The sequence below is a fragment of the Streptomyces sp. NPDC090106 genome, from assembly GCF_044747265.1.
In the GTDB taxonomy this organism is placed as follows: domain Bacteria; phylum Actinomycetota; class Actinomycetes; order Streptomycetales; family Streptomycetaceae; genus Streptomyces.
The window spans coordinates 213269-237857 of sequence record NZ_JBIVDS010000008.1; the positions used below are offsets into that span (position 1 = coordinate 213269).

The 24589-nt window shown below is 71.7% G+C and carries 20 protein-coding genes and 4 pseudogenes; 19 read left to right on the forward strand and 5 right to left on the reverse strand.

The window, feature by feature from the left end; genetic code table 11:
- Positions 1 to 161: 161 nt before the first annotated feature.
- Both ACIPSE_RS26025 and ACIPSE_RS26030 read right to left on the reverse strand, forming a co-directional pair.
- Positions 162 to 2558 carry a Tex family protein gene (locus ACIPSE_RS26025; RefSeq protein ID WP_401666526.1) on the reverse strand — a complete coding sequence of 799 codons (2397 nt, stop codon included), beginning with the start codon at positions 2556 to 2558 and terminating at the stop codon, positions 162 to 164.
- 98 nt (positions 2559 to 2656) lie between these two features.
- Positions 2657 to 3526, reverse strand: a complete 870-nt coding sequence (locus ACIPSE_RS26030; RefSeq protein WP_401666528.1) for a hypothetical protein — start codon at positions 3524 to 3526, stop codon at positions 2657 to 2659.
- A 125-nt stretch (positions 3527 to 3651) separates the two neighbouring features.
- Between ACIPSE_RS26030 and ACIPSE_RS26035 the strand changes: the two are divergent.
- Positions 3652 to 4206 (forward strand): annotated as a pseudogene (locus tag ACIPSE_RS26035) (DJ-1/PfpI family protein); the annotation flags it as partial.
- Positions 4202 to 4567, forward strand: a pseudogene (locus ACIPSE_RS26040) (DJ-1/PfpI family protein); the annotation flags it as partial. The pseudogenes ACIPSE_RS26035 and ACIPSE_RS26040, both read left to right, overlap by 5 nt.
- Here ACIPSE_RS26040 and ACIPSE_RS26045 read toward each other — a convergent pair.
- Positions 4545 to 5294 (reverse strand): enoyl-CoA hydratase/isomerase family protein, encoded by a 750-nt coding sequence (locus tag ACIPSE_RS26045; RefSeq protein ID WP_401666530.1) that lies wholly within the window; start codon positions 5292 to 5294, stop codon positions 4545 to 4547. The pseudogene ACIPSE_RS26040 and the gene ACIPSE_RS26045 overlap by 23 nt on opposite strands.
- A 65-nt stretch (positions 5295 to 5359) precedes the next feature.
- Between ACIPSE_RS26045 and ACIPSE_RS26050 the strand changes: the two genes are divergently transcribed.
- Entirely contained in the window at positions 5360 to 6025 is a 666-nt protein-coding gene (locus tag ACIPSE_RS26050) for an HdeD family acid-resistance protein (RefSeq protein ID WP_401666533.1), read from the forward strand.
- 174 nt (positions 6026 to 6199) lie between these two features.
- Positions 6200 to 6697, forward strand: coding sequence for an ATP-binding protein (locus ACIPSE_RS26055; RefSeq protein ID WP_401667247.1), 498 nt, complete (start codon positions 6200 to 6202; stop codon positions 6695 to 6697).
- 15 nt (positions 6698 to 6712) lie between these two features.
- Here ACIPSE_RS26055 and idi read toward each other — a convergent pair whose 3' ends face one another.
- Together idi and ACIPSE_RS26065 are read right to left on the reverse strand one after the other, a co-directional pair.
- Positions 6713 to 7306 (reverse strand): isopentenyl-diphosphate Delta-isomerase, encoded by a 594-nt coding sequence (gene idi, locus ACIPSE_RS26060; protein WP_401666535.1) that lies wholly within the window; start codon positions 7304 to 7306, stop codon positions 6713 to 6715.
- A 178-nt stretch (positions 7307 to 7484) separates the two neighbouring features.
- Positions 7485 to 8420, reverse strand: a complete 936-nt coding sequence (locus ACIPSE_RS26065) for a cation diffusion facilitator family transporter (protein ID WP_401666537.1) — start codon at positions 8418 to 8420, stop codon at positions 7485 to 7487.
- Between the two features lie 402 nt (positions 8421 to 8822).
- On the opposite strand from ACIPSE_RS26065, the gene ACIPSE_RS26070 reads away from it, so the two are divergent.
- From ACIPSE_RS26070 to hpnH, 15 genes and pseudogenes are all read left to right on the forward strand, one after another.
- Positions 8823 to 10616 carry a DUF5941 domain-containing protein gene (locus ACIPSE_RS26070; RefSeq protein WP_401666539.1) on the forward strand — a complete coding sequence of 598 codons (1794 nt, stop codon included), beginning with the start codon at positions 8823 to 8825 and terminating at the stop codon, positions 10614 to 10616.
- Entirely contained in the window at positions 10613 to 11365 is a 753-nt protein-coding gene (locus tag ACIPSE_RS26075) for a sugar phosphate nucleotidyltransferase (protein ID WP_401666541.1), read from the forward strand. Before ACIPSE_RS26070 ends, ACIPSE_RS26075 begins: the two co-directional genes overlap by 4 nt.
- Entirely contained in the window at positions 11353 to 12414 is a 1062-nt protein-coding gene (locus tag ACIPSE_RS26080; protein ID WP_401666543.1) for an iron-containing alcohol dehydrogenase family protein, read from the forward strand. Before ACIPSE_RS26075 ends, ACIPSE_RS26080 begins: the two co-directional genes overlap by 13 nt.
- Complete coding sequence (locus tag ACIPSE_RS26085) at positions 12392 to 13171, forward strand: CDP-alcohol phosphatidyltransferase family protein (protein ID WP_401666546.1); 780 nt, start codon at positions 12392 to 12394, stop codon at positions 13169 to 13171. The genes ACIPSE_RS26080 and ACIPSE_RS26085 overlap by 23 nt, the downstream gene beginning before the upstream one ends.
- Positions 13172 to 13203: 32 nt before the next feature.
- On the forward strand, positions 13204 to 14049 hold the full coding sequence (locus ACIPSE_RS26090; RefSeq protein WP_401667250.1) for a glycosyltransferase family 2 protein: 846 nt from the start codon (positions 13204 to 13206) through the stop codon (positions 14047 to 14049).
- A gap of 95 nt (positions 14050 to 14144) precedes the next feature.
- Positions 14145 to 15080 carry an ABC transporter permease gene (locus tag ACIPSE_RS26095; protein ID WP_401666549.1) on the forward strand — a complete coding sequence of 312 codons (936 nt, stop codon included), beginning with the start codon at positions 14145 to 14147 and terminating at the stop codon, positions 15078 to 15080.
- Positions 15073 to 15852, forward strand: a complete 780-nt coding sequence (locus tag ACIPSE_RS26100; RefSeq protein ID WP_401666551.1) for an ABC transporter ATP-binding protein — start codon at positions 15073 to 15075, stop codon at positions 15850 to 15852. Before ACIPSE_RS26095 ends, ACIPSE_RS26100 begins: the two co-directional genes overlap by 8 nt.
- Before the next feature lie 387 nt (positions 15853 to 16239).
- The gene (gene hpnC, locus ACIPSE_RS26105) at positions 16240 to 17142 is read left to right on the forward strand and encodes a squalene synthase HpnC (RefSeq protein WP_401666553.1); all 903 of its coding nucleotides are present in this window, start codon (positions 16240 to 16242) and stop codon (positions 17140 to 17142) included.
- Entirely contained in the window at positions 17139 to 18089 is a 951-nt protein-coding gene (hpnD, locus tag ACIPSE_RS26110; protein ID WP_401666556.1) for a presqualene diphosphate synthase HpnD, read from the forward strand. Before hpnC ends, hpnD begins: the two co-directional genes overlap by 4 nt.
- Positions 18089 to 18163, forward strand: a pseudogene (locus ACIPSE_RS26115) (DUF6380 family protein); the annotation flags it as partial. The gene hpnD and the pseudogene ACIPSE_RS26115, both read left to right, overlap by 1 nt.
- Positions 18157 to 19620, forward strand: a pseudogene (gene hpnE, locus ACIPSE_RS26120) (hydroxysqualene dehydroxylase HpnE); the annotation flags it as partial. The pseudogenes ACIPSE_RS26115 and hpnE, both read left to right, overlap by 7 nt.
- Positions 19620 to 20759 (forward strand): polyprenyl synthetase family protein, encoded by a 1140-nt coding sequence (locus ACIPSE_RS26125; RefSeq protein ID WP_401666558.1) that lies wholly within the window; start codon positions 19620 to 19622, stop codon positions 20757 to 20759. The pseudogene hpnE and the gene ACIPSE_RS26125, both read left to right, overlap by 1 nt.
- Positions 20760 to 20898: 139 nt before the next feature.
- Complete coding sequence (shc, locus tag ACIPSE_RS26130) at positions 20899 to 22914, forward strand: squalene--hopene cyclase (protein ID WP_401666560.1); 2016 nt, start codon at positions 20899 to 20901, stop codon at positions 22912 to 22914.
- A gap of 1 nt (position 22915) precedes the next feature.
- Complete coding sequence (locus ACIPSE_RS26135; RefSeq protein ID WP_401666562.1) at positions 22916 to 23557, forward strand: 1-hydroxy-2-methyl-2-butenyl 4-diphosphate reductase; 642 nt, start codon at positions 22916 to 22918, stop codon at positions 23555 to 23557.
- A 5-nt stretch (positions 23558 to 23562) separates the two neighbouring features.
- Entirely contained in the window at positions 23563 to 24585 is a 1023-nt protein-coding gene (hpnH, locus tag ACIPSE_RS26140) for an adenosyl-hopene transferase HpnH (RefSeq protein WP_401666565.1), read from the forward strand.
- Positions 24586 to 24589: the final 4 nt, after the last annotated feature.

Consider the following 24589-nt stretch of genomic DNA (forward strand, 5'->3'; position numbering starts at 1 on the left):
GTACATCCAGTACGAGGGCCTGCACCCGGCACACCGAGAGCACGCACCGGACGCCGCGGGGCCGCCCTTCGGGCGACGAGGGGGATGTGAAGACAGGACCTAGCGCGGACCCCGGGGAACCGCGCGACCGGCCGCACCGGGCCCGCGGTTCCCCCTCTGGCCTACCGCCCCTTGTTCTTCTGATCCAGCAGCCCGGCCTTGCGCAAGGCATCGGCCATGGCACTGTTCGCCGGCGGCGCCGCCTGCCGCGAGCCGCTGCCGCCGCCCCCACGGCCTTGCTGCCGCTGCTGCTGTTGCCGCTGCTGGGGCGCACGCCCGCCGCCGCGCTGCTGCTGGGGCCGCCGCTCCCGCTCACCGCCGGAGGCGTTCGCCTCGTCGTCCAGCCGCAGCGTCAGAGAGATCCGCTTGCGCGGGACATCGACGTCGAGCACCTTCACCTTGACGATGTCACCGGGCTTCACGACGTCCCGGGGGTCCTTCACGAACGTCTTCGACAGCGCCGAGACATGCGCCAGACCGTCCTGGTGGACACCGACGTCGATGAACGCCCCGAACGCGGCCACGTTCGTCACGACACCCTCCAGGACCATCCCCGGAGCGAGGTCGCCGATCTTCTCGACGCCCTCCTTGAAGGTGGCCGTCTTGAACGCCGGACGCGGGTCGCGCCCCGGCTTCTCCAGCTCCTTCAGGATGTCCGTCACCGTCGGCAGACCGAACGTCTCGTCCACGAAGTCCTGCGGGCGCAGCGAGCGCAGCACCCCCGTGTTGCCGACGAGCGCCGCGACCTCCTGCCCGGACGTCTTCACCATGCGCCGGACGACCGGGTACGCCTCGGGGTGGACGCTCGACGCGTCCAGCGGGTCCTCGCCGCCCCGGATCCGCAGGAAGCCCGCGCACTGCTCGTACGCCTTCGGGCCGAGCCGGGCGACCTTCTTGAGCTGCGAGCGCGAGGTGAACGGGCCGTTGGCGTCACGGTGGGACACGATGTTCTCGGCGAGCCCGGAGGTGATGCCGGAGACCCGGGCGAGCAGCGGGGCGGAGGCGGTGTTCACGTCGACCCCGACGCCGTTCACACAGTCCTCGACCACCGCGTCCAGCGAACGCGACAGCTTCACCTCGGACAGGTCGTGCTGGTACTGGCCGACGCCGATCGACTTCGGGTCGATCTTCACCAGCTCGGCGAGCGGGTCCTGGAGCCGGCGCGCGATGGACACGGCTCCGCGCAGCGACACGTCCATGTCGGGCAGCTCCTGCGAGGCGAACGCCGACGCCGAGTACACCGACGCGCCCGCCTCGGACACCATCACCTTGGTGAGCTTCAGCTCGGGGTGCCGGGTGATGAGGTCACCGGCGAGCTTGTCGGTCTCGCGGGACGCCGTGCCGTTGCCGATCGCGACCAGCTCGACCGAGTGCCGGGCGGCGAGCACGGCCAGCTTGGCGAGCGCCTCGTCCCACCGGTTCGCCGGGACGTGCGGGTGGATCACGTCCGTTGCGACGACCTTGCCGGTGGCGTCGATGACGGCGACCTTCACACCGGTGCGGAACCCGGGGTCCAGGCCCAGCGTGGAGCGCGTACCGGCGGGGGCGGCCAGCAGCAGGTCGCGGAGGTTCTTCGCGAACACGTCGACGGCCTCGTCCTCGGCGGCGGTGCGCAGCCGCAGCCGCAGGTCGATGCCGAGGTGGACCAGGATGCGGGTGCGCCAGGCCCAGCGGACGGTGTCCTTGAGCCACTTGTCGGCGGGCCGCCCGCGATCGGCGATGTCGAACTTGTGGGCGACGATCCCCTCGTACGACGAGGGTCCCTCCGTCGCCTCCTCCGGCTCCAGGACGAGGTCGAGGACGTCCTCCTTCTCGCCGCGGAGCATCGCGAGGATGCGGTGCGAGGGCAGCGCGGTGAACGGCTCGGCGAAGTCGAAGTAGTCGGCGAACTTGGCGCCCGCCTCCTCCTTGCCGTCCTTCACCTTCGCGGCCAGCCGCCCGCGCCCCCACATGCGTTCGCGCAGTTCGCCGATGAGGTCGGCGTCCTCGGAGAACCGCTCGGTGAGGATCGCGCGGGCGCCGTCCAGGGCGGCCTGCGGATCGGCCACGCCCTTGTCCGCGTCGACGAACGCGGCGGCGGCGGCCTGCGGGTCCACGGACGGGTCCGTGAGCAGTCCTTCGGCGAGCGGTTCGAGACCGGCCTCGCGCGCGATCTGCGCCTTCGTCCTGCGCTTCGGCTTGTACGGGAGGTAGATGTCCTCCAGCCGGGCCTTCGTCTCGGCGCCGAGGATCCGCGCCTCCAGCTCCTCGGTGAGCTTGCCCTGCTCGCGCACCGACTCCAGGATCGCGGCGCGTCGCTCCTCCAGCTCCCGCAGGTAGCGCAGCCGTTCCTCGAGCGTGCGCAGCTGCGCGTCGTCGAGCATCTCGGTCGCTTCCTTGCGGTAGCGGGCGATGAAGGGCACCGTCGAACCGCCGTCGAGCAGCTCCACCGCGGCTCTGACCTGCCGCTCCCGAACGCCGAGCTCCTCGGCGATCCTTCCTTCGATCGAGCCAACGTCGATGGGGCTGCGTGTCGTCACGATCCCGTACCCGCCTTCTGACTGAGGTTGCGCGGCAATTGTGGCAGGTGGCACAGACAACCCGGGATCAGGGCACGGCGACGGGGCCGGGCCGCCGCTCAGCCCTTGCCCAGCAGATCCCGCGGGAACGCTCCCGCCATCAGCGCCGTCCGCGCGAACCCGGTGCCGAGCTCCGTCAGCCGGGCGACACCCTCGGCGCCGAGGTGCTCGTAGGGGGCGCGGTCGAGCCGGTCGGTCTCGGTCTCGATCGCCCGGCGCAGGTCGGTGCCCTCCTCGGTCAGCTCACCGGCCCCGTCCAGCAGCCCGCGGTCCCGGAGTCGTGCGACGGCCGCGTCCCACTCCTCCTGGGTCCAGCCGCGGGTGCTGAACACCCACTTGGGGTTCATGCCCTTGCCGGTCGCCGTGTGCGTGACGAGGGCCTCCAGGCCGTCGAGTCCGGCCGCCACGAGCGCGGCGAGATGCCCGTCGCCCCGGTGCTCGCGCAGCAGGGTCGTGGCGTGGAAGTACGCCAGGTGCGGTTCCGCGGGGACCGGCAGGTCGGCGTGGGCCGAGTACAGCGGCCGGGCACTGCGCGAACAGGCCTCGGCGGCGCGCAGGGCCAGCCGCGCGGCCTCGGCGATCCCGGGGGACGTCACCGTCTCCTCGCCCAGCAGCCGGCACAGGGAGCCGTCGACGGCCCGCAGCCGCGCCGCGAGCACCGCCTCGGGGGAGGCGGCGGTCCACACGGCGGGGACGTGCCGGGCCACGAGCTCGTGCTTGTAGTTGTAGAAGGTCGCCGTCACGGTCCCGGCGCCCACCGCCCCCAGCGCGGCGGAGCGCACCGCGAAGTTGACTGCCCTCGGGTCCGTGATCCCGATCGCGGCCATCTCCTGGCCCAGCTCGGGCGCGAAGTAGGACGTGGCGTGCAGGGAGTTGAGCACGTTGTGACAGCGGCGGCCGGCCCGCGGCTCGATGGCGGCAGTAGTCATGCCCGGCAGGTTACCAACCGCTTGGTACGTCGCCGAGGGGGCGGACGGACCCGGGTGCGGGCATGGCAGGAAAGGCGGGGTGCCCGTCATTGCTGCCACCGGGAGCCGGGCCGGGAATCAGGGACATGGCGCGGCGAACCGTCCTCGTCGTCCTCGTCGACGGAGTGCGGAGCCTCGACGTCACCGGCCCCCTGGAGGTGTCCGCCGGGGCCGAGTCCCCCACCCCGGGCAGCTACCGCATCCGCACCGCCTCCCTGGACGGCGCCCGTGCGCAACCTCCAGCGGCCTGACCCTGGTGCCGGACGGGACGCCGGCGGGGACGGCGGACCCGCACTCGCTGCGGGTGCTCGGCGGGCAGGGCACCCGCCGATCCGATCCGTGCCTGATCGCCCGGCTGCGGGCGCGGGCCGGGGGCCGAGCGGCTGGTCCCCGTCCGTACCGGGGCGCCCCCGTTCGCCGAGGCGGACCTCCTGGACGGCCGCCGCGTCACGACCCACTGGGCCCATTGCGCGAAACTCGCCCGCGACCATCCGGCCGTCGCCGCCGCGGCGGACCCCGTCTTCATCCGTGACGGCCGGGTCGCCACCTCCGCCGGGGTCACCTCCGGCATCGACCTGGCGCTCGCCCCGGTCGAGGAGGACCTGGACCGGGACGCCACCCTGACGATCGCCCGGCACCTGGACGACGTCCGTGTGCACCGGCTCCCTGCTCCCGGCCGCCGCGGCCCTCCCGGACGGCCGCCGCGCGGCCTCCCACCGGCCGGCCCTCGGCCACCTCGAGCGGTACGGCGCCGAACCCACCGGCGAGCGCGTGGTGTTCGGCGGCGAGTACGTCACGGCCGTGGGCGTCTCCGCCGGCTTCGACATGGGCCTGACCCTGTCCGGCCGCATCCCCGGGGACGAACACGCCCTGGCCGTGCCGCTGTTGACGGATTACGACCCGCAACCGCCCTACGTCTGCGGCTCGCCCGGGAAGGCGCCCGCCCGCCTCGTCGAGGAGTTCCGTGCCCGCGGCCGGTTCATCCTGACGTGGTCCAGGTGAACCGCGGCTGCCTGCGCTCCAGGAACGCGGCGACCCCTTCGGCGGTGTCGCCGCTGCCGCGCGCCTGCTCCCGCCAGTACCCGTCCCGGTCCCCGCGCCCGTCCGCGAACTCCTTCGCCGCGGCCTGCGTCAACTGCGAGCGGGAGACGAGGGTCCGGGTGAACTCGGCGACCCGGTCGTCCAGTTCGCCCTCCGGCAGCAGCTCGTCCACCAGCCCCGTGCGCAGCGCCCGCCGCGCGTCGATCAACTCTCCCGAGAACAGCAGGTACTTGGTGGTGGCCGGACCCACCAGGGACACCAGCCGCCCGGTGGAGGAGGCGGGGTAGACGATGCCCAGCTTCGCGGGCGTCACCCCGAACAGCGCGTCCTCCTCGGCGAACCGCAGGTCGCAGGCCGCCGCGAGCTGCGAACCGCCGCCCACGCAGTGCCCCCGGATCGCCGCCAGCGTCGGCTTGGGGAACGCCGCGAGGGCCTCCTCCGCCGCGACGGCGAGCCCCTGCGCCTCCTCCGGCGACCCCTGGAGCGTGAAGATGTCCGCCCCCGCGCAGAACGTGCCGCCCTCGCCGGTCAGCACCAGCGCCCGTACCTCCGGATCGGCGGCCAGCGTCTTCAGCAGCGGGGGCAGCGCGCGCCACATCGCGGCCGTCATGGCGTTGCGCTTGGCCGGGTGGCGGATGACGACGGTGGCGACCGAGCCGGTCACGCCGTGCTGAACCTGGGGCTCCATGGGCGGATGCTAACCGGCCTGCCCGACCGTACGATCGGGGAGGGGCTGCGCGCGAGGAGGCGCCGATGGCCGAGGACCGCAAGGGCACGGACGAGACGGCGCGACTGAAACGCGGCTTCGGCTGGCTGGCCGCGCTCGGCGTGGTCCTCGTGCTCGCCGGCCTGATCGGGCTGATCTACACCGGGGTCGCCACCCTCACCTCGATGCTCCTGTTCGGCTGGCTCCTGCTGATCGGCGGCGTGGTGGGACTGCTGCACGCGATCCAGGCCCGGGGCACCAACTTCTTCTGGCTCGGCGTGGTCGTCGCCGCCCTCAACATCGCGGCGGGCGTCGTCGTCATGCGCCGCCCCGAGGCCGCCGCCGAGGCCCTGACCATGTTCGCCGCGCTGCTCTTCCTGACCGGCGGGGTGTTCCGCCTGGTCGGCAGCCTGGTGGTGCGCGGACCCCAGTTCGGCTGGACCCTGGTGCAGGGCGCCTTCGGCCTGCTCCTGGGCATCCTGGTCCTCGCCTCCTGGCCGAGCAGCAGCAAGTACGTCATCGGCTGCTTCTTCTCCCTCGCGCTCCTCTTCGACGGTCTCGGCCTCATCGCCACCGGGTACGGCGGGCGGCGGATCGTCGGCCTGGTCTCGGAACGGCTCACGGCGGAGGAGCAGGCGCGGCGGACGGACGAGGCCGAGAGCGCCGGGCGTGTGCCGGACGAGGTCACCGTCAAACCCGTACAACCCGAATAGTTCGCGAACACGGCACGAGCCGGGCGGTAACGGTCACGAGGGTGATCGCCCCGGACATCGGTGGTCACGATCGCTCGATATGAGCTGACTTCTGTTCAGTCATCCGGCGCGGAGCGACACGTTGCCAACACTCGACGTGTGGTGACAATCGAGCGTGAGGGTGGCGACCCGACGATGGAGAACCTCGGGCGCGGGTCGGACCCGTGTCCACCGGCGCAGGGGCCGCCGCCGGACACGGGGCCACTGCCGTACGAAGGGGTCTGGCGCTTCACCGCTCCCGCGGTCGACGCCTCCGTCCCGCAGGCGAGACACGCCGTGCGGGACCTGCTGCTGCGCCAGGGCGTCCCGGTCTCGGACGACCTGGTGCAGGGACTTCTGCTGATCGTCTCCGAGCTGGTCACCAACGCGGTCAAGCACGCGGCACTGCTGTCGCCGACGCTCGCCGTGGAGGTCGCCGTCGGCGCGGAGTGGGTACGGGTGGCCGTCGAGGACAACCACCCCTACCGTCCGACCGCCCTGGAGGCCGCCCACAGCGAGACCGGCGGCCGGGGCCTGCTCCTGGTGCGCGAGATCACCCGCGAGGCGGGCGGCGTCTGCGACGTCGAGCACACCGCCGACGGCGGCAAGGTGATCTGGGCCGCCCTGCCGCTCGTCCCGGTGACCGTCGCCTAGCGGCCAGTGCGGGGGCTACCAGCCCGCCGACGGGCCCGTCAGCTCCCTGATCGCGGGGCGCGCCGCGTCCAGCACCGTCATGAACCAGGCCGAGAACGGCGCCCGCGCGTGCCGCTCCGCCAGCTCCGCGGGGGTCACGAAGGCCGTCGAGGCGATCTCCTCCGGGTCGGGACCCAGCGGCGACTGCACCATCCCGACGAACAGATGGTTGTACTCCTGCTCCACCAGGCCCGACTCCGGGTCCGGGTGGTTGTAGCGCACCGTGCCCGCCTCGGCGAGCAGCGACGGCGAGGCACCCAGCTCCTCGTACGTCCGCCGGGCCGCCGCCGCGAACGGGGCCTCGCCCGGGTAGGGGTGGCCGCAGCAGGTGTTGGACCACACCCCGGGGGAGTGGTACTTGCCCAGCGCCCGCTGCTGGAGCAGCAGCCGGCCCTGCTCGTCGAAGAGGAACACCGAGAAGGCACGGTGCAGTTGCCCCGGTGGCTGATGGGCGGCGAGCTTCTCCGCGGTGCCGATCGTGACGCCGTCCTCGTCGACCAGTTCCAGCAGAATCGGGTCAGCGGTGCCGTTCGACGGAGTGTGCGTCGCGGTGGCAGGTGTGATCGGCATACCCATCCTTCGCAATCGGTCTTTCGCGCCCCAAGTCTGCCGTACGAAAACGGTGCGCCGGGCAGGCGATCGTGCCCGGCGCGGCGGACGGGGGACCGTCAGGGGCGGCGCTGTGAGGGTGAGGACGCGCCCGCGGGTCGGATGGCTCCATTCCGTCAATGCCGGATTTACCCGACTCTCAGTGGCACAGCTTCGCCTCGTGTTCCGCGTGGCCACCGGGCTCCAGCTGGAAGGTGCAGTGCTCCACGTCGAAGTGGTCGCCGAGGCAGCCCTGGAGCTCGTGGAGCATCTTCTCGTGGCCGATCGCGTTCAGCGCGTCGGAGCGCACCACGACGTGAGCGGAGAGCACAGGCATACCCGAAGTGATGGTCCACGCGTGCAGATCGTGGACGTCCTCGACCCCGTCCAGGGCCAGGATGTGGGTGCGGACCTCCGTCATGTCGACGCCCTTCGGGGCCGCCTCCAGCAGCACGTCGAGGGTCTCCCGCAGCAGCCGCAGCGTGCGCGGCACGATCATCAGCCCGATGAGGAGGGAGGCGACCGGGTCCGCCGCCTGCCAGCCCGTGGTGAGGATCAGCACCGCCGAGACGATCACCGCGAGCGAGCCGAGCGCGTCCGCGGCGACCTCCAGGAACGCGCCCCGGACGTTCAGGCTGTCCTGCTGGCCGCGCACCAGCAGCGTGAGGGAGATCATGTTGGCGACCAGGCCGATCCCGCCGAACACGATGGTCAGCCCGCCCTCGGTGCCCGCGGGTGTGATGAACCGCTGGATCGCCTCGTACAGGACGTACCCGCCGACGCCGAGCAGCAGCAGGCAGTTGGCGAGCGCGGCGAGGATCTCGGCGCGGGCGTAGCCGAACGTGCGCCGCTCGCTCGGCGGGAGGTTCGCGAAGTGGATCGCCATCAGCGCCATGCCGAGGCCCAGCGCGTCCGTCGCCATGTGGGCCGCGTCGGCGACCAGGGCGAGCGAGTCCGCCATGATCCCGCCGACGATCTCGACGACCATCACGGTGAGCGTGATCGCCAGCGCCACCCGCAGCCGGCCCCGGTAGGCGGTGGTCGCCGTAGAGCCGGTGGGCGCGTGCGTGTGCCCGTGGTCGTGCCCAGCCCCCATGGAAGCCGCCTCCAAAGTTCCGTCCGGGCTCACAGTGAACTACGGGTGGGGGGTATCGGGCAACGCGGCACTGAACACCGTTGTCATGTGCCCTGACCTGCGGAAACGAACCGCAGGTCAGACCCGTGCGCACCCCCTTGCGGTCGGCTCGGCCAGATGTCCCGGATGCCCGGTCTGGGGTGCGCGGTTTGTCGGCCGGGCCTGTGATCACCGATGATGATCGCGGCAAAGGCCGGGGGAGACGGCGTTGATCGGCCAGTGAACGGGCGGTGAACGAGGGCTTCCCGGCATCCGATAGCCTCTGCCGACACGCCGCCCGAGGGGTGCTCCGCAGCAGACCGAGGGCCCCGCACCACGCACATGACCGACGTCCTCGCGTCGGGCCCCAGGGAGTGAGTTCGGTTGTCGACCGTCATCCTCACCGGTCAGCCGGTCCCCGGATCGTCGATCGAGACCGATCTGCGCTCGCTCGGCTTCGACGTGCGCCCCGCCGCCGACGCCGCCGAGGCCGAGACGCTCCTCGCGCAGGTCCCCGCGGACCGCAGGGTGGCCGTCGTCGACTCCCGGTTCGTGGGCCATGTGCACGCCCTGCGGCTCGGGCTCACCGACCCCCGCTTTCCGCTCGCCGCGATCCCCGGCGCCGTCACCGCGCAGGCCGCCGGCCGTCAGGCCCTCACCCGCGCGATGGCCCGGGAGAACAGCGCGGGCGGCGGCACGGCCCTCGCCGTGGACAGCCTCGCCGACCGCGTCGTCACCGCGCTCGACACCGACCGCGCGGGCGTCCACCACCCCGAACTCGGCAGCCTCGTCGCCGTCGTCCCGGCCGACCCGCAGACCCGCAACGAGGCCCGGCAGGCCGTCGCCGCCGTGGACGACGAGGCCGTCCGCCTGAAGTCGGCCGTCAAGTCCCGCGACGGCTTCTTCACCACGCACTTCATCAGCCCGTACTCCCGCTACCTGGCCCGCTGGTGCGCCCGCCGGGGCCTCACCCCCAACCAGGTCACCACCGCCTCGCTGATCACCGCGCTGATCGCGGCGGGCTGCGCGGCCACCGGTACCCGGCCCGGGTTCGTCGCGGCGGGCCTGCTCCTGATCTTCTCGTTCGTCCTGGACTGCACCGACGGCCAGCTCGCCCGCTATTCGCTCCAGTACTCCACGCTCGGCGCCTGGCTCGACGCCACCTTCGACCGGGCCAAGGAGTACGCCTACTACGCCGGACTCGCGCTCGGCGCGGCCCGGGGCGGCGACGACGTGTGGGCACTCGCCCTCGGCGCGATGGTCCTGCAGACCTGCCGGCACGTCGTCGACTTCTCCTTCAACGAGGCCAACCACGACGCCACGGCCAACACCAGCCCCACCGCCGCCCTCTCCGACAAGCTCGACAGCGTCGGCTGGACGGTCTGGCTGCGGCGCATGATCGTGCTGCCCATCGGCGAACGCTGGGCGATGATCGCGGTCCTCACGGCGGTCACGACCCCGCGGATCACCTTCTACGCCCTGCTCATCGGCTGCGCCTTCGCCGCGACCTACACGACCGCGGGCCGCGTGCTGCGCTCCCTGACCCGCAAGGCACGGCGCACAGACCGGGCGGCGAAGGCCCTGGCGGACCTCGCGGACAACGGGCCGCTGAGCGAACTGGGCGCACGGATCCTGCCGCGCACGTCGCTGGGCCCCGGGTTCCTGTGGGCCGCCGCCGGAGCCGTCCTCGTACCGCTGGCGGCCTGGTTCGACGGGCCGGGCTGGTCGGTCGTCCTGGCCGCGGCCGTCTACGTGCTGCTGTCCTCCGAGGCCGTCGCCCGCCCCCTCAAGGGCGCCCTCGACTGGCTCATCCCCCCGTTCTTCCGCGCCGCCGAGTACGGCACCGTCCTGATCCTGGCGGCCAAGGCGGACGTGAACGGAGTGCTTCCTGCGGCTTTCGGCCTGGTGGCCGCCGTCGCCTACCATCACTACGACACGGTGTACCGCATCCGCGGCGACGCCGGAGCGCCGCCGGCCTGGCTGGTGCGCGCCATCGGGGGGCAGGAAGGGCGGACGCTGCTCGTCGCCGTCCTCGCCGCGGTGCTCACCGCCACGCAGCTCAAGGTCGCGTTCACGGCGCTCGCCGTGGCCGTCGCCCTCCTGGTGCTCGTCGAGAGCATCCGCTTCTGGGTGTCCGCAGGGGCACCCGCAGTACACGATGAAGGAGAACCCGCATGATCGGCCTCGTGCTGGCGGCCGGCGCCGGACGGCGTCTGCGCCCCTACACCGACAGCCTCCCCAAGGCTCTGGTGCCGGTGGGTCCCGCGGGCATAGAGGGCGAGCCCACGGTCCTGGACCTGACCCTCGGCAACTTCGCCGAGATCGGTCTGACCGAGGTCGCGGTCATCGTCGGCTACCGCAAGGAGGCCGTGTACGCGCGCAAGGAGGCGCTGGAGGCGAAGTACGGCCTCAGGATCACCCTCATCGACAACGACAAGGCCGAGGAGTGGAACAACGCCTACTCCCTGTGGTGCGGCCGTGACGCCCTCAAGGACGGCGTGATCCTCGCCAACGGCGACACCGTCCACCCCGTCTCGGTCGAGCGGACACTGCTCGCCGCGCGCGGCGACGGCAAGCGGATCATCCTGGCCCTGGACACCGTGAAGTCCCTCGCGGACGAGGAGATGAAGGTCGTCGTCGACCCCGACCGGGGCATGACGAAGATCACCAAGCTGATGGACCCCGCCGAGGCCACCGGCGAGTACATCGGCGTCACCCTCATCGAGGGCGACGCCGCGGCCGAACTGGGCGACGCGCTCAAGACGGTCTGGGAGAGCGACCCGCAGCAGTTCTACGAGCACGGCTACCAGGAGCTCGTGAACCGCGGCTTCCGGATCGACGTCGCGCCGATCGGTGACGTCAAGTGGGTGGAGATCGACAACCACGACGATCTCGCCCGCGGACGGGAGATCGCGTGCCAGTACTGACCCGGCTCATTCCCTCGCCGGTCGTCGTCGACATCCGCCCGGGTGCCCTCGACGACCTGGCGGCCGTCCTCGCCGACGAGCGCGTCTCGCACTCCGGCCGGCTCGCCGTGGCCGTGAGCGGCGGCTCCGGCGCGCGCCTGCGGCAGCGGCTCGAACCCACCCTGCCCGGCGCCACCTGGTACGAGGTCGGCGGCGGCACCCTCGACGACGCGGTGCAGCTGGCCAGCGACATAAGGGCCGGCCACTTCGACGCGGTCGTGGGCCTCGGCGGCGGCAAGATCATCGACTGCGCCAAGTTCGCCGCGGCGCGCGTCGGGCTGCCGCTGGTCGCCGTGCCGACGAACCTCGCGCACGACGGGCTGTGCTCGCCGGTCGCGACCCTCGACAACGACGCGGGCCGCGGCTCCTACGGCGTACCCAACCCGATCGCGGTCGTCATCGACCTGGACGTCATCCACCAGGCCCCGGCCCGGTACGTGCGCGCCGGGATCGGCGACGCCGTCTCCAACGTCTCCGCGATCGCCGACTGGGAGCTGGCCAACCAGGTCAAGGGCGAGAAGATCGACGGCCTGGCCGCCGCCATCGCCCGGCAGGCCGGCGAAGCCGTGCTGCGGCACCCCGGCGGCATAGGGGACACCGACTTCCTCCAGGTGCTCGCCGAGGCGCTCGTGCTCAGCGGCATCGCCATGTCCGTCTCGGGCGACTCCCGCCCCTCCTCCGGCGCCTGCCACGAGATCAACCACGCCTTCGACCTGCTGTTCCCCAAGCGGGCCGCCGCCCACGGCGAGCAGTGCGGCCTCGGCGCGGCCTTCGCGATGTTCCTGCGCGGGGCGCACGAGGAGTCGGCGTACATGGCCTCGGTGCTGCGCCGCCACGGTCTGCCGGTCCTCCCGGAGGAGATCGGCTTCACGGTGGACGAGTTCGTCCGCGCCGTGGAGTTCGCCCCCGAGACCCGGCCCGGCCGTTACACGATCCTCGAACACCTCGACCTCAAGACCGACCAGATCAAGGACACCTACGCCGACTATGTCAAGGCCATCGGTAGCTGAACTCCGCCCGGTCGTCCACCCCGCGGGGGTGAAGGACCGACGCAGCGGTGAGCACTGGATGGGACGCCTCTACATGCGTGAGGTGTCCCTGCGGGTCGACCGCTACCTGGTGAACACCAGGGTCACGCCCAACCAGCTCACGTACCTGATGACCGTCTTCGGTGTCCTCGCCGCCCCGGCACTGCTCGTGCCGGGGATCTGGGGCGCCGTGCTCGGTGTGATCGCGGTCCAGATGTATCTGCTGCTCGACTGCGTCGACGGCGAGATCGCCCGCTGGAAGAAGCAGTACTCGCTCAACGGCGTCTACCTGGACCGTGTGGGCGCCTACCTCACCGACGCCGCCGTCCTCGTCGGCTTCGGGCTGCGCGCCGCCGACCTGTGGGGCAGCGGCCGGATCGACTGGCTGTGGGCCTTCCTCGGCACCCTGGCCGCGCTCGGCGCCATCCTGATCAAGGCGGAGACCGACCTCGTCGGCGTCGCCCGCCACCAGGCCGGCAAACCGCCCGTGCAGGAGTCGGCGGCCGAGATGCGCTCCTCCGGCATGGCGCTGGCCCGCAAGGCCGCGTCGCTGCTGAAGTTCCACCGCCTCATCCTCGGCATCGAGGCGTCCCTGCTGATCCTCGTCCTCGCGATCGTCGACGACGTCCGCGGCGACCTCTTCTTCTCCCGTCTCGGGGTCGCGGTGCTCGCCGGCATCGCGCTGCTCCAGACGCTGCTGCACCTGGTGTCCATCCTCGCCTCCAGCAGGCTGAAGTGACCGGCACGAAGGTCGGCGCGGTCATCATCACGATGGGCAACCGCCCCGACGAACTGCGCGCCCTGCTCGACTCGGTCGCCAAGCAGGACGGCGACCGCGTCGAGGTGGTCGTCGTCGGCAACGGCTCGCCCGTCCCGGACGTCCCCGAGGGCGTCCGGACGATCGAGCTGCCCGAGAACCTCGGCATCCCCGGCGGACGCAACGTCGGCATGGAGGCCTTCGGCCCGAGCGGTCGCGACGTCGACATATTGCTCTTCCTCGACGACGACGGCCTCCTCGCCCGGCACGACACCGCCGCCCTGTGCCGCGAGGCCTTCACCACCGACCCGCGGCTCGGCATCATCAGCTTCCGCATCGCCGACCCGGACACCGGCGAGACCCAGCGCCGGCATGTGCCCAGGCTCCGGGCCGCCGACCCGATGCGCTCCTCCCGGGTCACCACCTTCCTCGGCGGCGCCAACGCCGTACGCACCCAGGTCTTCGCCGAGGTCGGCGGACTGCCGGACGAGTTCTTCTACGCGCACGAGGAGACCGACCTGGCCTGGCGGGCCCTGGACGCGGGCTGGATGATCGACTACCGGTCCGACATGGTGCTGTACCACCCGACCACCGCGCCCTCGCGGCACGCGGTCTACCACCGCATGGTCGCCCGCAACCGCGTCTGGCTGGCCCGGCGCAACCTCCCCGCCCCGCTGGTCCCGGTCTACCTCGGCGTCTGGCTGCTGCTGACCCTGGTCCGCCGCCCCTCGCGGCCCGCGCTCAGGGCCTGGTTCGGCGGATTCCGGGAGGGCTGGGGCAGCCCGTGCGGACCCCGGCGGCCGATGAAGTGGCGTACCGTGTGGCGGCTGACCCGACTGGGCCGCCCCCCGGTCATCTGACAAGCTCGAACCCGAGACCACCCGGGCCGGACCCGGCCCCGGCTCCCGCGCGCGCCCGCACAGGCCGCGCGTCCCGAAGACGAAAGTTTCCACCAGTGAGTGAGACAACGCACGACGGCCCGGTCGCGGTGACCGCGACCGCGTCGCCCGGCGAGGGCCTCACGCCGGCCCAGCTCGCCGACAGGTACGGGCTGACCGTCAGCGGCGCCCGCCCCTCCCTCGTCGAGTACGTCCGTCAGCTCTGGGACCGGCGCCACTTCATCCTCGCGTTCTCGCGGGCGAAGCTGACCGCCCAGTACAGCCAGGCCAAGCTCGGCCAGCTCTGGCAGGTGGCGACCCCGCTGCTGAACGCGCTGGTCTACTTCTTCATCTTCGGCCTGCTGCTCGGTGCCCGGAAGGGCATCGCGCACGACATCTACGTGCCGTTCCTGGTGACGGGCGTGTTCGTCTTCACCTTCACCCAGAGCTCGGTCCTCGCGGGCGTCCGCGCCATCTCGGGCAACCTCGGCCTGGTGCGCGCGCTGCACTTCCCGCGCGCCGCGCTGCCCGTCTCCTTCGCGCTCCAGCAGCTCCAGCAGCTCCTGTACTCGATGATCGTCCTCGTGCTGATCATGGTCGCGTTCGGCAGCTACCCGGGCCTGTCCTGGCTGCTGGTGATCCCCGCGCTGGTCCTCCAGTTCGTCTTCAACACCGGCCTGGCGCTGATCTTCGCCCGCGCGGGCAGCAAGACACCCGACCTCGCCCAGCTGATGCCGTTCGTGCTGCGCACCTGGATGTACGCGTCCGGCGTGATGTTCAGCATCCCGGCCATGCTCGAAGGCAAGGACCTGCCGGGCTGGGTCACCGAGGTCCTCCAGTGGAACCCCGCCGCGATCTACATGGACCTGATCCGCTTCGCGCTGATCGACGGGTACGGCTCGGAGTACCTGCCCCCGCACGTGTGGCTCTTCGCCCTGGGCTGGGCGCTGCTCGCCGGGGTGTTCGGCTTCGTGTACTTCTGGAAGGCGGAAGAGAGGTACGGCCGTGGCTGAGCAGCAGCAGGAACAACTGGTTCCGACCGTCATCGCGGACGAACTGCACATCGTCTACCGCGTCAACGGCGCCAAGACGGGCAAGGGCAGTGCCACCTCCGCGCTCAGCCGCATCGTCAAGCGCGGCGAGGAGCGCGGGGTGCGCAAGGTGCACGCCGTGCGCGGCGTCTCCTTCGTCGCCTACCGGGGCGAGGCCATCGGCCTCATCGGCTCCAACGGCTCCGGCAAGTCGACGCTGCTGCGCGCCATCGCCGGTCTGCTGCCCGCCGAGAGCGGCAAGGTCTACACCGACGGCCAGCCCTCGCTCCTCGGTGTCAACGCCGCCCTCATGAACGACCTCACCGGCGAGCGCAACGTCATATTGGGCGGGCTCGCGATGGGCATGTCCCGGGAGCAGATCAAGGAGCGCTACCAGGAGATCGTCGACTTCTCCGGCATCAACGAGAAGGGCGACTTCATCACCCTGCCCATGCGGACGTATTCGTCCGGCATGGCGGCCCGGCTCCGCTTCTCCATCGCCGCCGCCAAGGACCACGACGTCCTGATGATCGACGAGGCCCTCGCGACGGGCGACCGCAAGTTCCAGAAGCGGTCCGAGGCGCGCATCCGCGAGCTGCGCAAGCACGCGGGCACGGTGTTTCTGGTCAGCCACAACAACAAGTCGATCCGGGACACCTGCGACCGGGTGCTGTGGCTGGAGCGCGGCGAGCTGCGCATGGACGGGCCCACCGACGAGGTCCTCAAGGAGTACGAGAAGTTCACGGGCAAGTAGTCCACCCGGACCTGGACGCCCCGGACCAGGACGTTTCTCAGGGCCCCGCCGGAACTGCCGCCGCGGGGCCCCGCGTCTGCAAAGGAAACGTCAACTTCGGTACCGCGTAGGAATCTTGAAGTCAATCGGTGTGTTGTTGTGATGTGCAGGACACCCCGGGGATCCTCCGTGCGCTGTACAACGTAAGCTGTACCGGTCCCGAATCGCGGCAAGTGGGGCGATAATGCCCGACGTCCCCAGGCAGGGCGGCCGCGCGGAAGGCCGGGCGGCGTGTCCGAAATAGTGCGTATTGGGTCTGCGGTGTAGAACGGGAGATGTGACGGCCATGGCTATGGAAACTCCCCAGCTCAACGCAGCGAGTGCGGTCTGTGGCCCGGGTGACGGACGGTGACGGGGACGAGCACGGCGCGCGCCTCGGACACGGAGCGGGGCACGCTGGACAAGGCCGCGGGTGAGAACTTCCCCGTGGCCCCCTTCTTCCTGCCCCGCGCCTGGCGCGCGGACCTCATGGCGGTGTACGGCTTCGCCCGTCTCGTCGACGACATCGGCGACGGCGACCTGGCCCCCGGCGGCGCCGACGCCCGCCTCCTCGGCGTCGCCCCCGAGCAGGCCGACGACCGGATCGTGCTGCTCGACGCCTTCGAGGCCGACCTGCGCCGCGTCTACGACGGCACCCCCCGCCACCCCCTGCTGCGCCGGCTCCAGCCCACCGTCCGCCGCTGCGCGCTGCCCCCCGAGCCCTTCCTCGGCCTGATCGCCGCGAACCGCCAGGACCAGACCGTCAAGCGGTACGAGACCTACGACGACCTGCTCGCCTACTGCGAACTGTCCGCCAACCCGGTCGGCCGGCTCGTCCTCGGCGTCACCGGCACCTCGACCCCCGAGCGGATCCGGCTCTCCGACGCGGTCTGCACGGCGCTCCAGATCGTCGAGCACCTCCAGGACGTGGCCGAGGACCTCGGCCGCGACCGCATCTACCTGCCCGCCTCCGACATGAAACGCTTCGGCGTCCAGGAGACGGATCTCGCCGCGCACACCGCGGGCGCATCGGTGCGCGCACTGGTCGCCCACGAAGCAGAACGCGCCCGTGGCCTCCTGAATGAAGGCGCCCCCCTCGTGGGTAGCGTCCACGGCAGGCTCAAGCTGCTGCTCGCGGGGTTCGTGGCGGGGGGAAGGGCGGCCGTCCACGCGATCGCCGCCGCCGAATACGACGTACTTCCCGGCCCGCCCAAGCCCGGCAAGCTCCGGCTGCTGCGCGAGGTGGGCCTGACTCTGCGAGGAGAGGGGTGATCCGGACCGTGGAGGCCGAACCACACGTGTCCGCACCGGTACTCGCCGCCTACAGCTACTGCGAGGCCGTCACCGGACAACAGGCCCGGAACTTCGCGTACGGCATCAGGCTGCTCCCGACGACCAAACGCCGGGCGATGTCCGCGCTGTACGCGTTCTCGCGTCGCGTCGACGACATCGGTGACGGGACGCTGGAACCGGACGTGAAGACCGTCAGGCTGGAGGAGACCCGGGCGATGCTGACCCGGGTGCGCGAGGGCGCGGTGGACGAGGACGACACCGACCCGGTCGCGGTCGCCCTCTCCCACGCCGCCACCGCCTTCCCGATCCCGCTGGGCGGCCTGGACGAGCTGATCGACGGCGTCGTGATGGACGTGCGCGGCGAGACCTACGAGACCTGGGACGACCTGAAGGTCTACTGCCGCTGCGTCGCCGGGGCCATCGGGCGGCTCTCGCTCGGGGTGTTCGGGCCGGACGCGGGGGCGCGCGGCGCCGAGCGCGCGCCGGAGTACGCCGACACGCTCGGGCTGGCGCTCCAGCTCACCAACATCCTCCGGGACGTCCGGGAGGACGCCGAGGGCGGACGCACCTATCTGCCCGCCGACGACCTCGCGAAGTTCGGCTGCTCGGCCGGGTTCGACGGACCGACCCCGCCCGAGGGCTCCGACTTCGCGGGGCTCGTGCACTTCGAGGTGCGCCGGGCCCGGGCCCTGTTCGCCGAGGGTTACCGCCTGCTCCCCATGCTCGACCGGCGCAGCGGCGCGTGCGTCGCGGCCATGGCGGGGATCTACCGGAGGCTCCTCGACCGCATCGAGCGCGACCCCGAGGCGGTGCTGCGGGGCCGGGTGTCGCTGCCGGGACGCGAGAAGGCGTATGTCGCCGTACGCGGTCTGTCGGGGCTGGACACCCGGCATGTGACACGGCGAACCGTCAGGAGGCGCACCTGATGGACAATTCGGTCCAAGGTGATGCCACCGGCGAAAGGTGGCACGCAACCCTCCGGCGGGGGACCGCGTCCCTGACTGCAACGGCCTGCCGTCCCACGTTCAACCGACGCGGCGGTCGCTCGGGGGAGGACGCGTGATGACCGACGGCAAGGAGCCGGGACGGGACGCCGTCGTGATCGGCGGCGGGCTCGCCGGCGTCACCGCGGCACTGGCCCTCGCGGACGCGGGTGTCCGCGTCACCCTGCTCGAAGGGCGGCCACGCCTGGGCGGGCTCGCCTTCTCCTTCCAGCGCGGCGAGCTGACCGTCGACAACGGACAGCACGTCTATCTGCGCTGCTGCACCGCCTACCGCTGGTTCCTCGACCGGATCGAGGGCAGCGCGCTGGCGCCGCTGCAGGATCGTCTCGACGTGCCCGTACTCGACGCGGCCAGGCCCGAGGGGCGGCGGCTCGGCAGGCTGCGGCGCGACGCGCTGCCCGTGCCTCTGCATCTGGGGCGCAGCCTCGCGACGTATCCGCATCTCTCGCTCGCCGAGCGGGCCATGGTGGGCCGCGCCGCGCTCGCGCTCAAGGGGCTCGACCTCGCCGATCCGGAGCTGGACGCGCAGAGCTTCGGCGGCTGGCTGACCGCCCACGGTCAGTCGGCGCGTGCCGTCGAGGCGCTGTGGGACCTGGTCGGGGTCGCGACCCTCAACGCGGTCGCGGGCGAGGCCTCGCTGGGGCTCGCCGCGATGGTGTTCAAGACCGGTCTGCTGTCCGACCCGGGCGCGGCCGACATCGGATGGGCGCACGTCCCGCTGGGCGAACTGCATGACCGGCTCGCCCGCAAGGCGCTCGACTCAGCGGGCGTGCGTACCGAGGTCCGTACACGCGTCACCTCCATCTCCACCGAAGAGAACGGACGGTGGAGCGTTCAGGTTCCCGGCGAGACGCTGTCCGCCGACGCGGTCGTCCTCGCCGTACCCCAGCGCGAGGCCCACGACCTGCTGCCGGACGGGGCTCTCGACGCCCCCGGGAAACTGCTGGAGATCGGCACCGCGCCGATCCTCAACGTGCATGTCGTCTACGACCGCCGGGTGCTGGAGAAGCCGTTCTTCGCGGCGCTCGGCACCCCGGTCCAGTGGGTCTTCGACCGGACCGAGGCGTCCGGTCTCAAGGAGGGCCAGTACCTCGCCCTGTCCCAGTCGGCCGCCCAGGACGACATCGACGCACCCGTCTCCGCGCTCCGGGAGAAGTACCTCCCCGAGCTGGAGCGGCTCCTGCCCGGCACCCGGGGTGCCGAGGTGAAGGACTTCTTCGTGACCCGGGAGCGCACGGCGACGTTCGCCCCCGCCCCAGGCGTCGGCGTGCTGCGGCCCGGCGCCCGTACGAAAGCCCCCGGCCTCTACCTGGCCGGAGCGTGGACCGCCACAGGGTGGCCCGCGACCATGGAGAGTGCGGTCCGCAGCGGCGTGAGCGCGGCGGACGCCGCGCTGGACGCCCTGGGCCGGCCCCGCCCCAGCCACCTCTTCGACCTGGAAGAGGCGGCGTGATGCTGAACCAGCGCACGGCGGCAGGTCTCCGCACCTCCGGTACAGCAACAAGAGGAGAACCTGTGCCCACTGTGCCCCCGGCCGCCGAGACGGCCGCTCGAGCGACCGCGGTGGACGTGACCGCGCTCCTGGAGCGCGGTCGGACCCTCGCCACACCGGTACTGCGGGCGGCCGTGGACCGGCTGGCCCCTCCCATGGACACCGTCGCCGCCTACCACTTCGGCTGGATCGACGCCGCGGGCAACCCGACCGCGGGCGACGGCGGCAAGGCCGTGCGCCCCGCGCTCGCCGTCCTCTCCGCCGAGGTCACCGGTGCCGCGCCCGAGGTCGGCATCCCGGGCGCCGTCGCCGTCGAACTGGTCCACAACTTCTCGTTGCTGCACGACGACCTGATGGACGGCGACGAACAGCGCCGCCACCGCGACACCGTCTGGAAGGTGCACGGCCCCGCCCAGGCGATCCTCGTCGGCGACGCCCTGTTCGCGCTGGCCAACGAGGTGCTGCTGGAACTCGACTCCGTCGAGGCCGGCCGTGCCACCCGCCGCCTGACCACCGCCACCCGGGCCCTGATCGACGGCCAGGCCCAGGACATCTCCTACGAGCACCGCGACCGCGTCAGCGTCGAGGAGTGCCTGGAGATGGAGGGCAACAAGACCGGCGCCCTGCTGGCCTGCGCCAGCTCCATCGGCGCCGTCCTCGGCGGCGCGGACGCCCGCACCGCCGACACCCTGGAGAAGTACGGCTACCACCTCGGCCTCGCCTTCCAGGCCGTCGACGACCTCCTCGGCATCTGGGGCGACCCCGAGTCCACCGGCAAGCAGACCTGGAGCGACCTGCGCCAGCGCAAGAAGTCCCTGCCGGTCGTGGCCGCGCTCGCGGCGGGCGGCGACGCCTCCGACCGGCTCGGTGAGCTCCTCGCCGCCGACGCCAAGAGCAGCGACTTCGAGACCTTCTCCGAGCAGGAGTTCGCCGCCCGCGCCGCCCTCATCGAGGAGGCGGGCGGTCGCGACTGGACCGCCGAGGAGGCGCGCCGCCAGCACGTCATCGCGGTCGAGGCCCTCGACGCCATCGACATGCCCGACCGGGTACGGGACCGCTTCACGGCGCTCGCGGACTTCGTCGTCGTACGGAAGAGATGAGCACCACCGGGCGAAAAGAGATGATCAGTATCGGCCGAATAGCCCTCGCGTAGTCGCCGGCCGGACGCGTACCGAAGCGCTCCGGCCGACGGCGGACCCACAGCAGAGCACCGATTGCACACTGCACGAAGGGGAAGCCATGACAGCGACGACCGACGGAAGCACCGGGGCCCTGCCGCCCCGCGCTGCCGCGGCCACCGAGACCGACACCGAGACCTCACGCGCGGCCGGGGTACGGGACACCGCCGCGTTCGCCGTACAGCGCGCCACGGACTTCCTGCTGGCCCAGCAGGACCCGCAGGGCTGGTGGAAGGGCGACCTGGAGACCAACGTCACCATGGACGCCGAGGATCTGCTGCTCCGTCAGTTCCTGGGCATCCGCGACGAGTCGACCACACGCGCCGCCGGTCTGTTCATCCGCGGCGAGCAGCGCGAGGACGGCACCTGGGCCACCTTCTTCGGCGGCCCCGGCGACCTCTCCGCCACCATCGAGGCGTACGTCGCCCTGCGGCTGGCCGGTGACGCGCCGGACGCCCCGCACATGGCGAAGGCCGCGGAGTGGGTCCGCGCCCAGGGCGGGATCGCCGCCGCCCGGGTCTTCACCCGGATCTGGCTCGCCCTGTTCGGCTGGTGGAAGTGGGAGGACCTGCCCGAACTCCCGCCGGAGCTCATCTACTTCCCCAAGTGGGTGCCGCTCAACATCTACGACTTCGGCTGCTGGGCCCGGCAGACCATCGTCCCGCTGACGATCGTCTCGGCCAAGCGTCCGGTACGGCCCGCGCCCTTCGCGCTGGACGAGCTGCACACCGACCCGGCGAACCCCAACCCGGCCAGGCCCCTGGCCCCGGCGGCGAGTTGGGACGGCGCCTTCCAGCGCCTGGACAAGGCGCTGCACCAGCTGCGCAAGGTCGCGCCGCGCCGGCTGCGCAGGGCGGCCATGAACACCGCCGCCCGCTGGATCATCGAGCGGCAGGAGAACGACGGCTGCTGGGGCGGCATCCAGCCCCCGGCCGTCTACTCGGTCATCGCCCTGCACCTGGTCGGCTACGACCTCCAGCACCCGGTCATGCGCGCCGGGCTGGAGTCACTGGACCGTTTCGCCGTCTGGCGCGAGGACGGCGCCCGGATGATCGAGGCCTGCCAGTCCCCGGTGTGGGACACCTGCCTGGCGACCATCGCCCTCGCCGACGCCGGGGTCGCCCCGGACCATCCGCAGCTCGTCAAGGCGGCGGACTGGATGCTGGGCGAGGAGATCGTCCGGCCCGGCGACTGGGCCGTCAAACGGCCGCAACTCCAGCCGGGCGGATGGGCGTTCGAGTTCCACAACGACAACTACCCCGACATCGACGACACCGCCGAGGTGGTCCTCGCGCTGCGCCGGGTCCGGCACCACGACCCCGAGCGGCTGGAGCGGGCCATCGGGCGCGGGGTGCGCTGGAACCTCGGCATGCAGTCCAGGAACGGAGCCTGGGGCGCCTTCGACGTCGACAACACCAGTCCGTTCCCCAACCGGCTGCCGTTCTGCGACTTCGGCGAGGTGATCGACCCGCCGTCGGCGGACGTCACCGCCCATGTGGTGGAGATGCTCGCCGTCGAGGGCCTCGCCCACGACCCGCGCACCCGGCGCGGCATCGAGTGGCTGCTCGCGGAACAGGAGCCGGACGGCTCGTGGTTCGGGCGCTGGGGCGTCAACTACGTCTACGGCACCGGGTCCGTCGTCCCCGCCCTGGTCGCGGCCGGCATCCCCGCCGCGCACCCCGCGGTCCGGCGGGCGGTGGCCTGGCTGGAGTCCGTCCAGAACGACGACGGGGGCTGGGGCGAGGACCTGCGCTCCTACAACGACGCCCAGGGCTGGAGCGCCAGAGGTGCCTCCACCGCCTCCCAGACGGGCTGGGCGCTGATGGCGCTCCTCGCGGCCGGGGAGCGGGACTCCAAGGCCGTCGAGCGGGGCGTGGAGTGGCTCGCGGCCACCCAGCGGGAGGACGGCTCCTGGGACGAGCCGTACTTCACCGGCACCGGCTTCCCGTGGGACTTCTCCATCAACTACCACCTGTACCGGCAGGTGTTCCCGCTGACCGCGCTCGGACGCTACGTCCACGGCGAACCGTTTGCGCAGCCGGGCCCGGGCCTTCTCGCCGAGGCCGGGGAGGGCTGAGATGGACAGCCGGCCCGCGCGGACGCCGCTGCTGATCGCCTGTGCGCTCGGCATCGAGCGGCTCGCGCTGCGCGGCGGCGACCGGGGCGCGGCGGGCGGGCCCGTCACGGTGCTCCGCACCGGCATGGGGCCGCGGGCGGCCGAGCTGGCCGTCACCCGGGCCCTGGCCGCACCGGAGCTGGCGGACGCCGCGGTGCTGGCCACGGGCTTCTGCGCCGGTCTCGCGCCGGGTATGCACCCGGGCGACCTGGTCGTCGCGGAAGAAACCCGCGGACCGAAGGGAACCGTTCCGTGCGTGGGGACCGACCTACTCGTCAAGGAGCTGGTTCGGGGGGTACCCGGACGAACCGTCCACACCGGACCGCTGACCGGCTCCGACCATGTCGTCCGTGGTCCTGAACGGTCCGATCTGCTCGCGACCGGCGCGATCGCGGTCGACATGGAGTCCGCCACCACACTCCACAGCGCCGTGCGCGCGGGCACGCGCCCCGTTGCGGCCGTCCGGGTGGTCGTGGACGCTCCAGAACATGAACTAGTCCGTATCGGCACGGTGCGCGGTGGAATATCGGCCTTCCGCGTCCTTCGTTCCGTACTTCCAGCTTTCTTTGAATGGCACCGTAATGTGATGCTCCCCCGGAGGTGAGCCAGATGGCCATGCCGCTGCGTCAGTCCATCAAGGTCGCTACATACCTGGCCGAACAGAAGCTCCGCAAGCGGGACAAGTTCCCGCTGATCGTGGAGCTGGAGCCCCTCTTCGCCTGCAACCTCAAGTGCGAGGGCTGCGGGAAGATCCAGCACCCGGCGGGCGTGCTCAAGCAGCGCATGCCGGTCGCGCAGGCCGTCGGAGCGGTGCTGGAGTCCGGTGCGCCGATGGTGTCCATCGCGGGCGGCGAGCCCTTGATGCACCCTCAGATCGACGAGATCGTGCGGCAGTTGGTGGCGAAGAAGAAGTACGTCTTCCTCTGCACCAACGCGATGCTGCTGCGCAAGAAGATGGACAAGTTCACGCCCTCCCCGTACTTCGCCTTCGCGGTGCACATCGACGGGCTGCGCGAGCGGCACGACGAGTCCGTCGCCAAGGAGGGCGTGTTCGACGAGGCCGTGGAGGCGATCAAGGAGGCCAAGCGGCGCGGCTTCCGGGTCACCACCAACTCGACCTTCTTCAACACCGACACCCCGCAGACCGTCATCGAGGTGCTCAACTTCCTCAACGACGACCTGCACGTCGACGAGATGATGATCTCGCCCGCCTACGCCTACGAGAAGGCGCCCGACCAGGAGCACTTCCTCGGCGTGGAGCAGACCCGCGAACTGTTCAAGAAGGCCTTCGCGGGCGGCAACCGGCGCAAGTGGCGGCTCAACCACTCCCCGCTCTTCCTGGACTTCCTGGAGGGCAAGGTCGACTTCCCCTGCACCGCCTGGGCGATCCCCAACTACTCGCTCTTCGGCTGGCAGCGCCCCTGCTACCTGATGAGCGACGGGTACGTGCCGACGTACCGCGAACTCATCGAGGACACCGACTGGGACCAGTACGGCCGCGGCAAGGACCCGCGGTGCGCCAACTGCATGGCGCACTGCGGCTACGAGCCCACCGCCGTCCTCGCCACCATGGGGTCCCTGAAGGAGTCCCTGCGCGCCATGCGCGAGACGGTCTCAGGAAACCGGGAGTGACGTC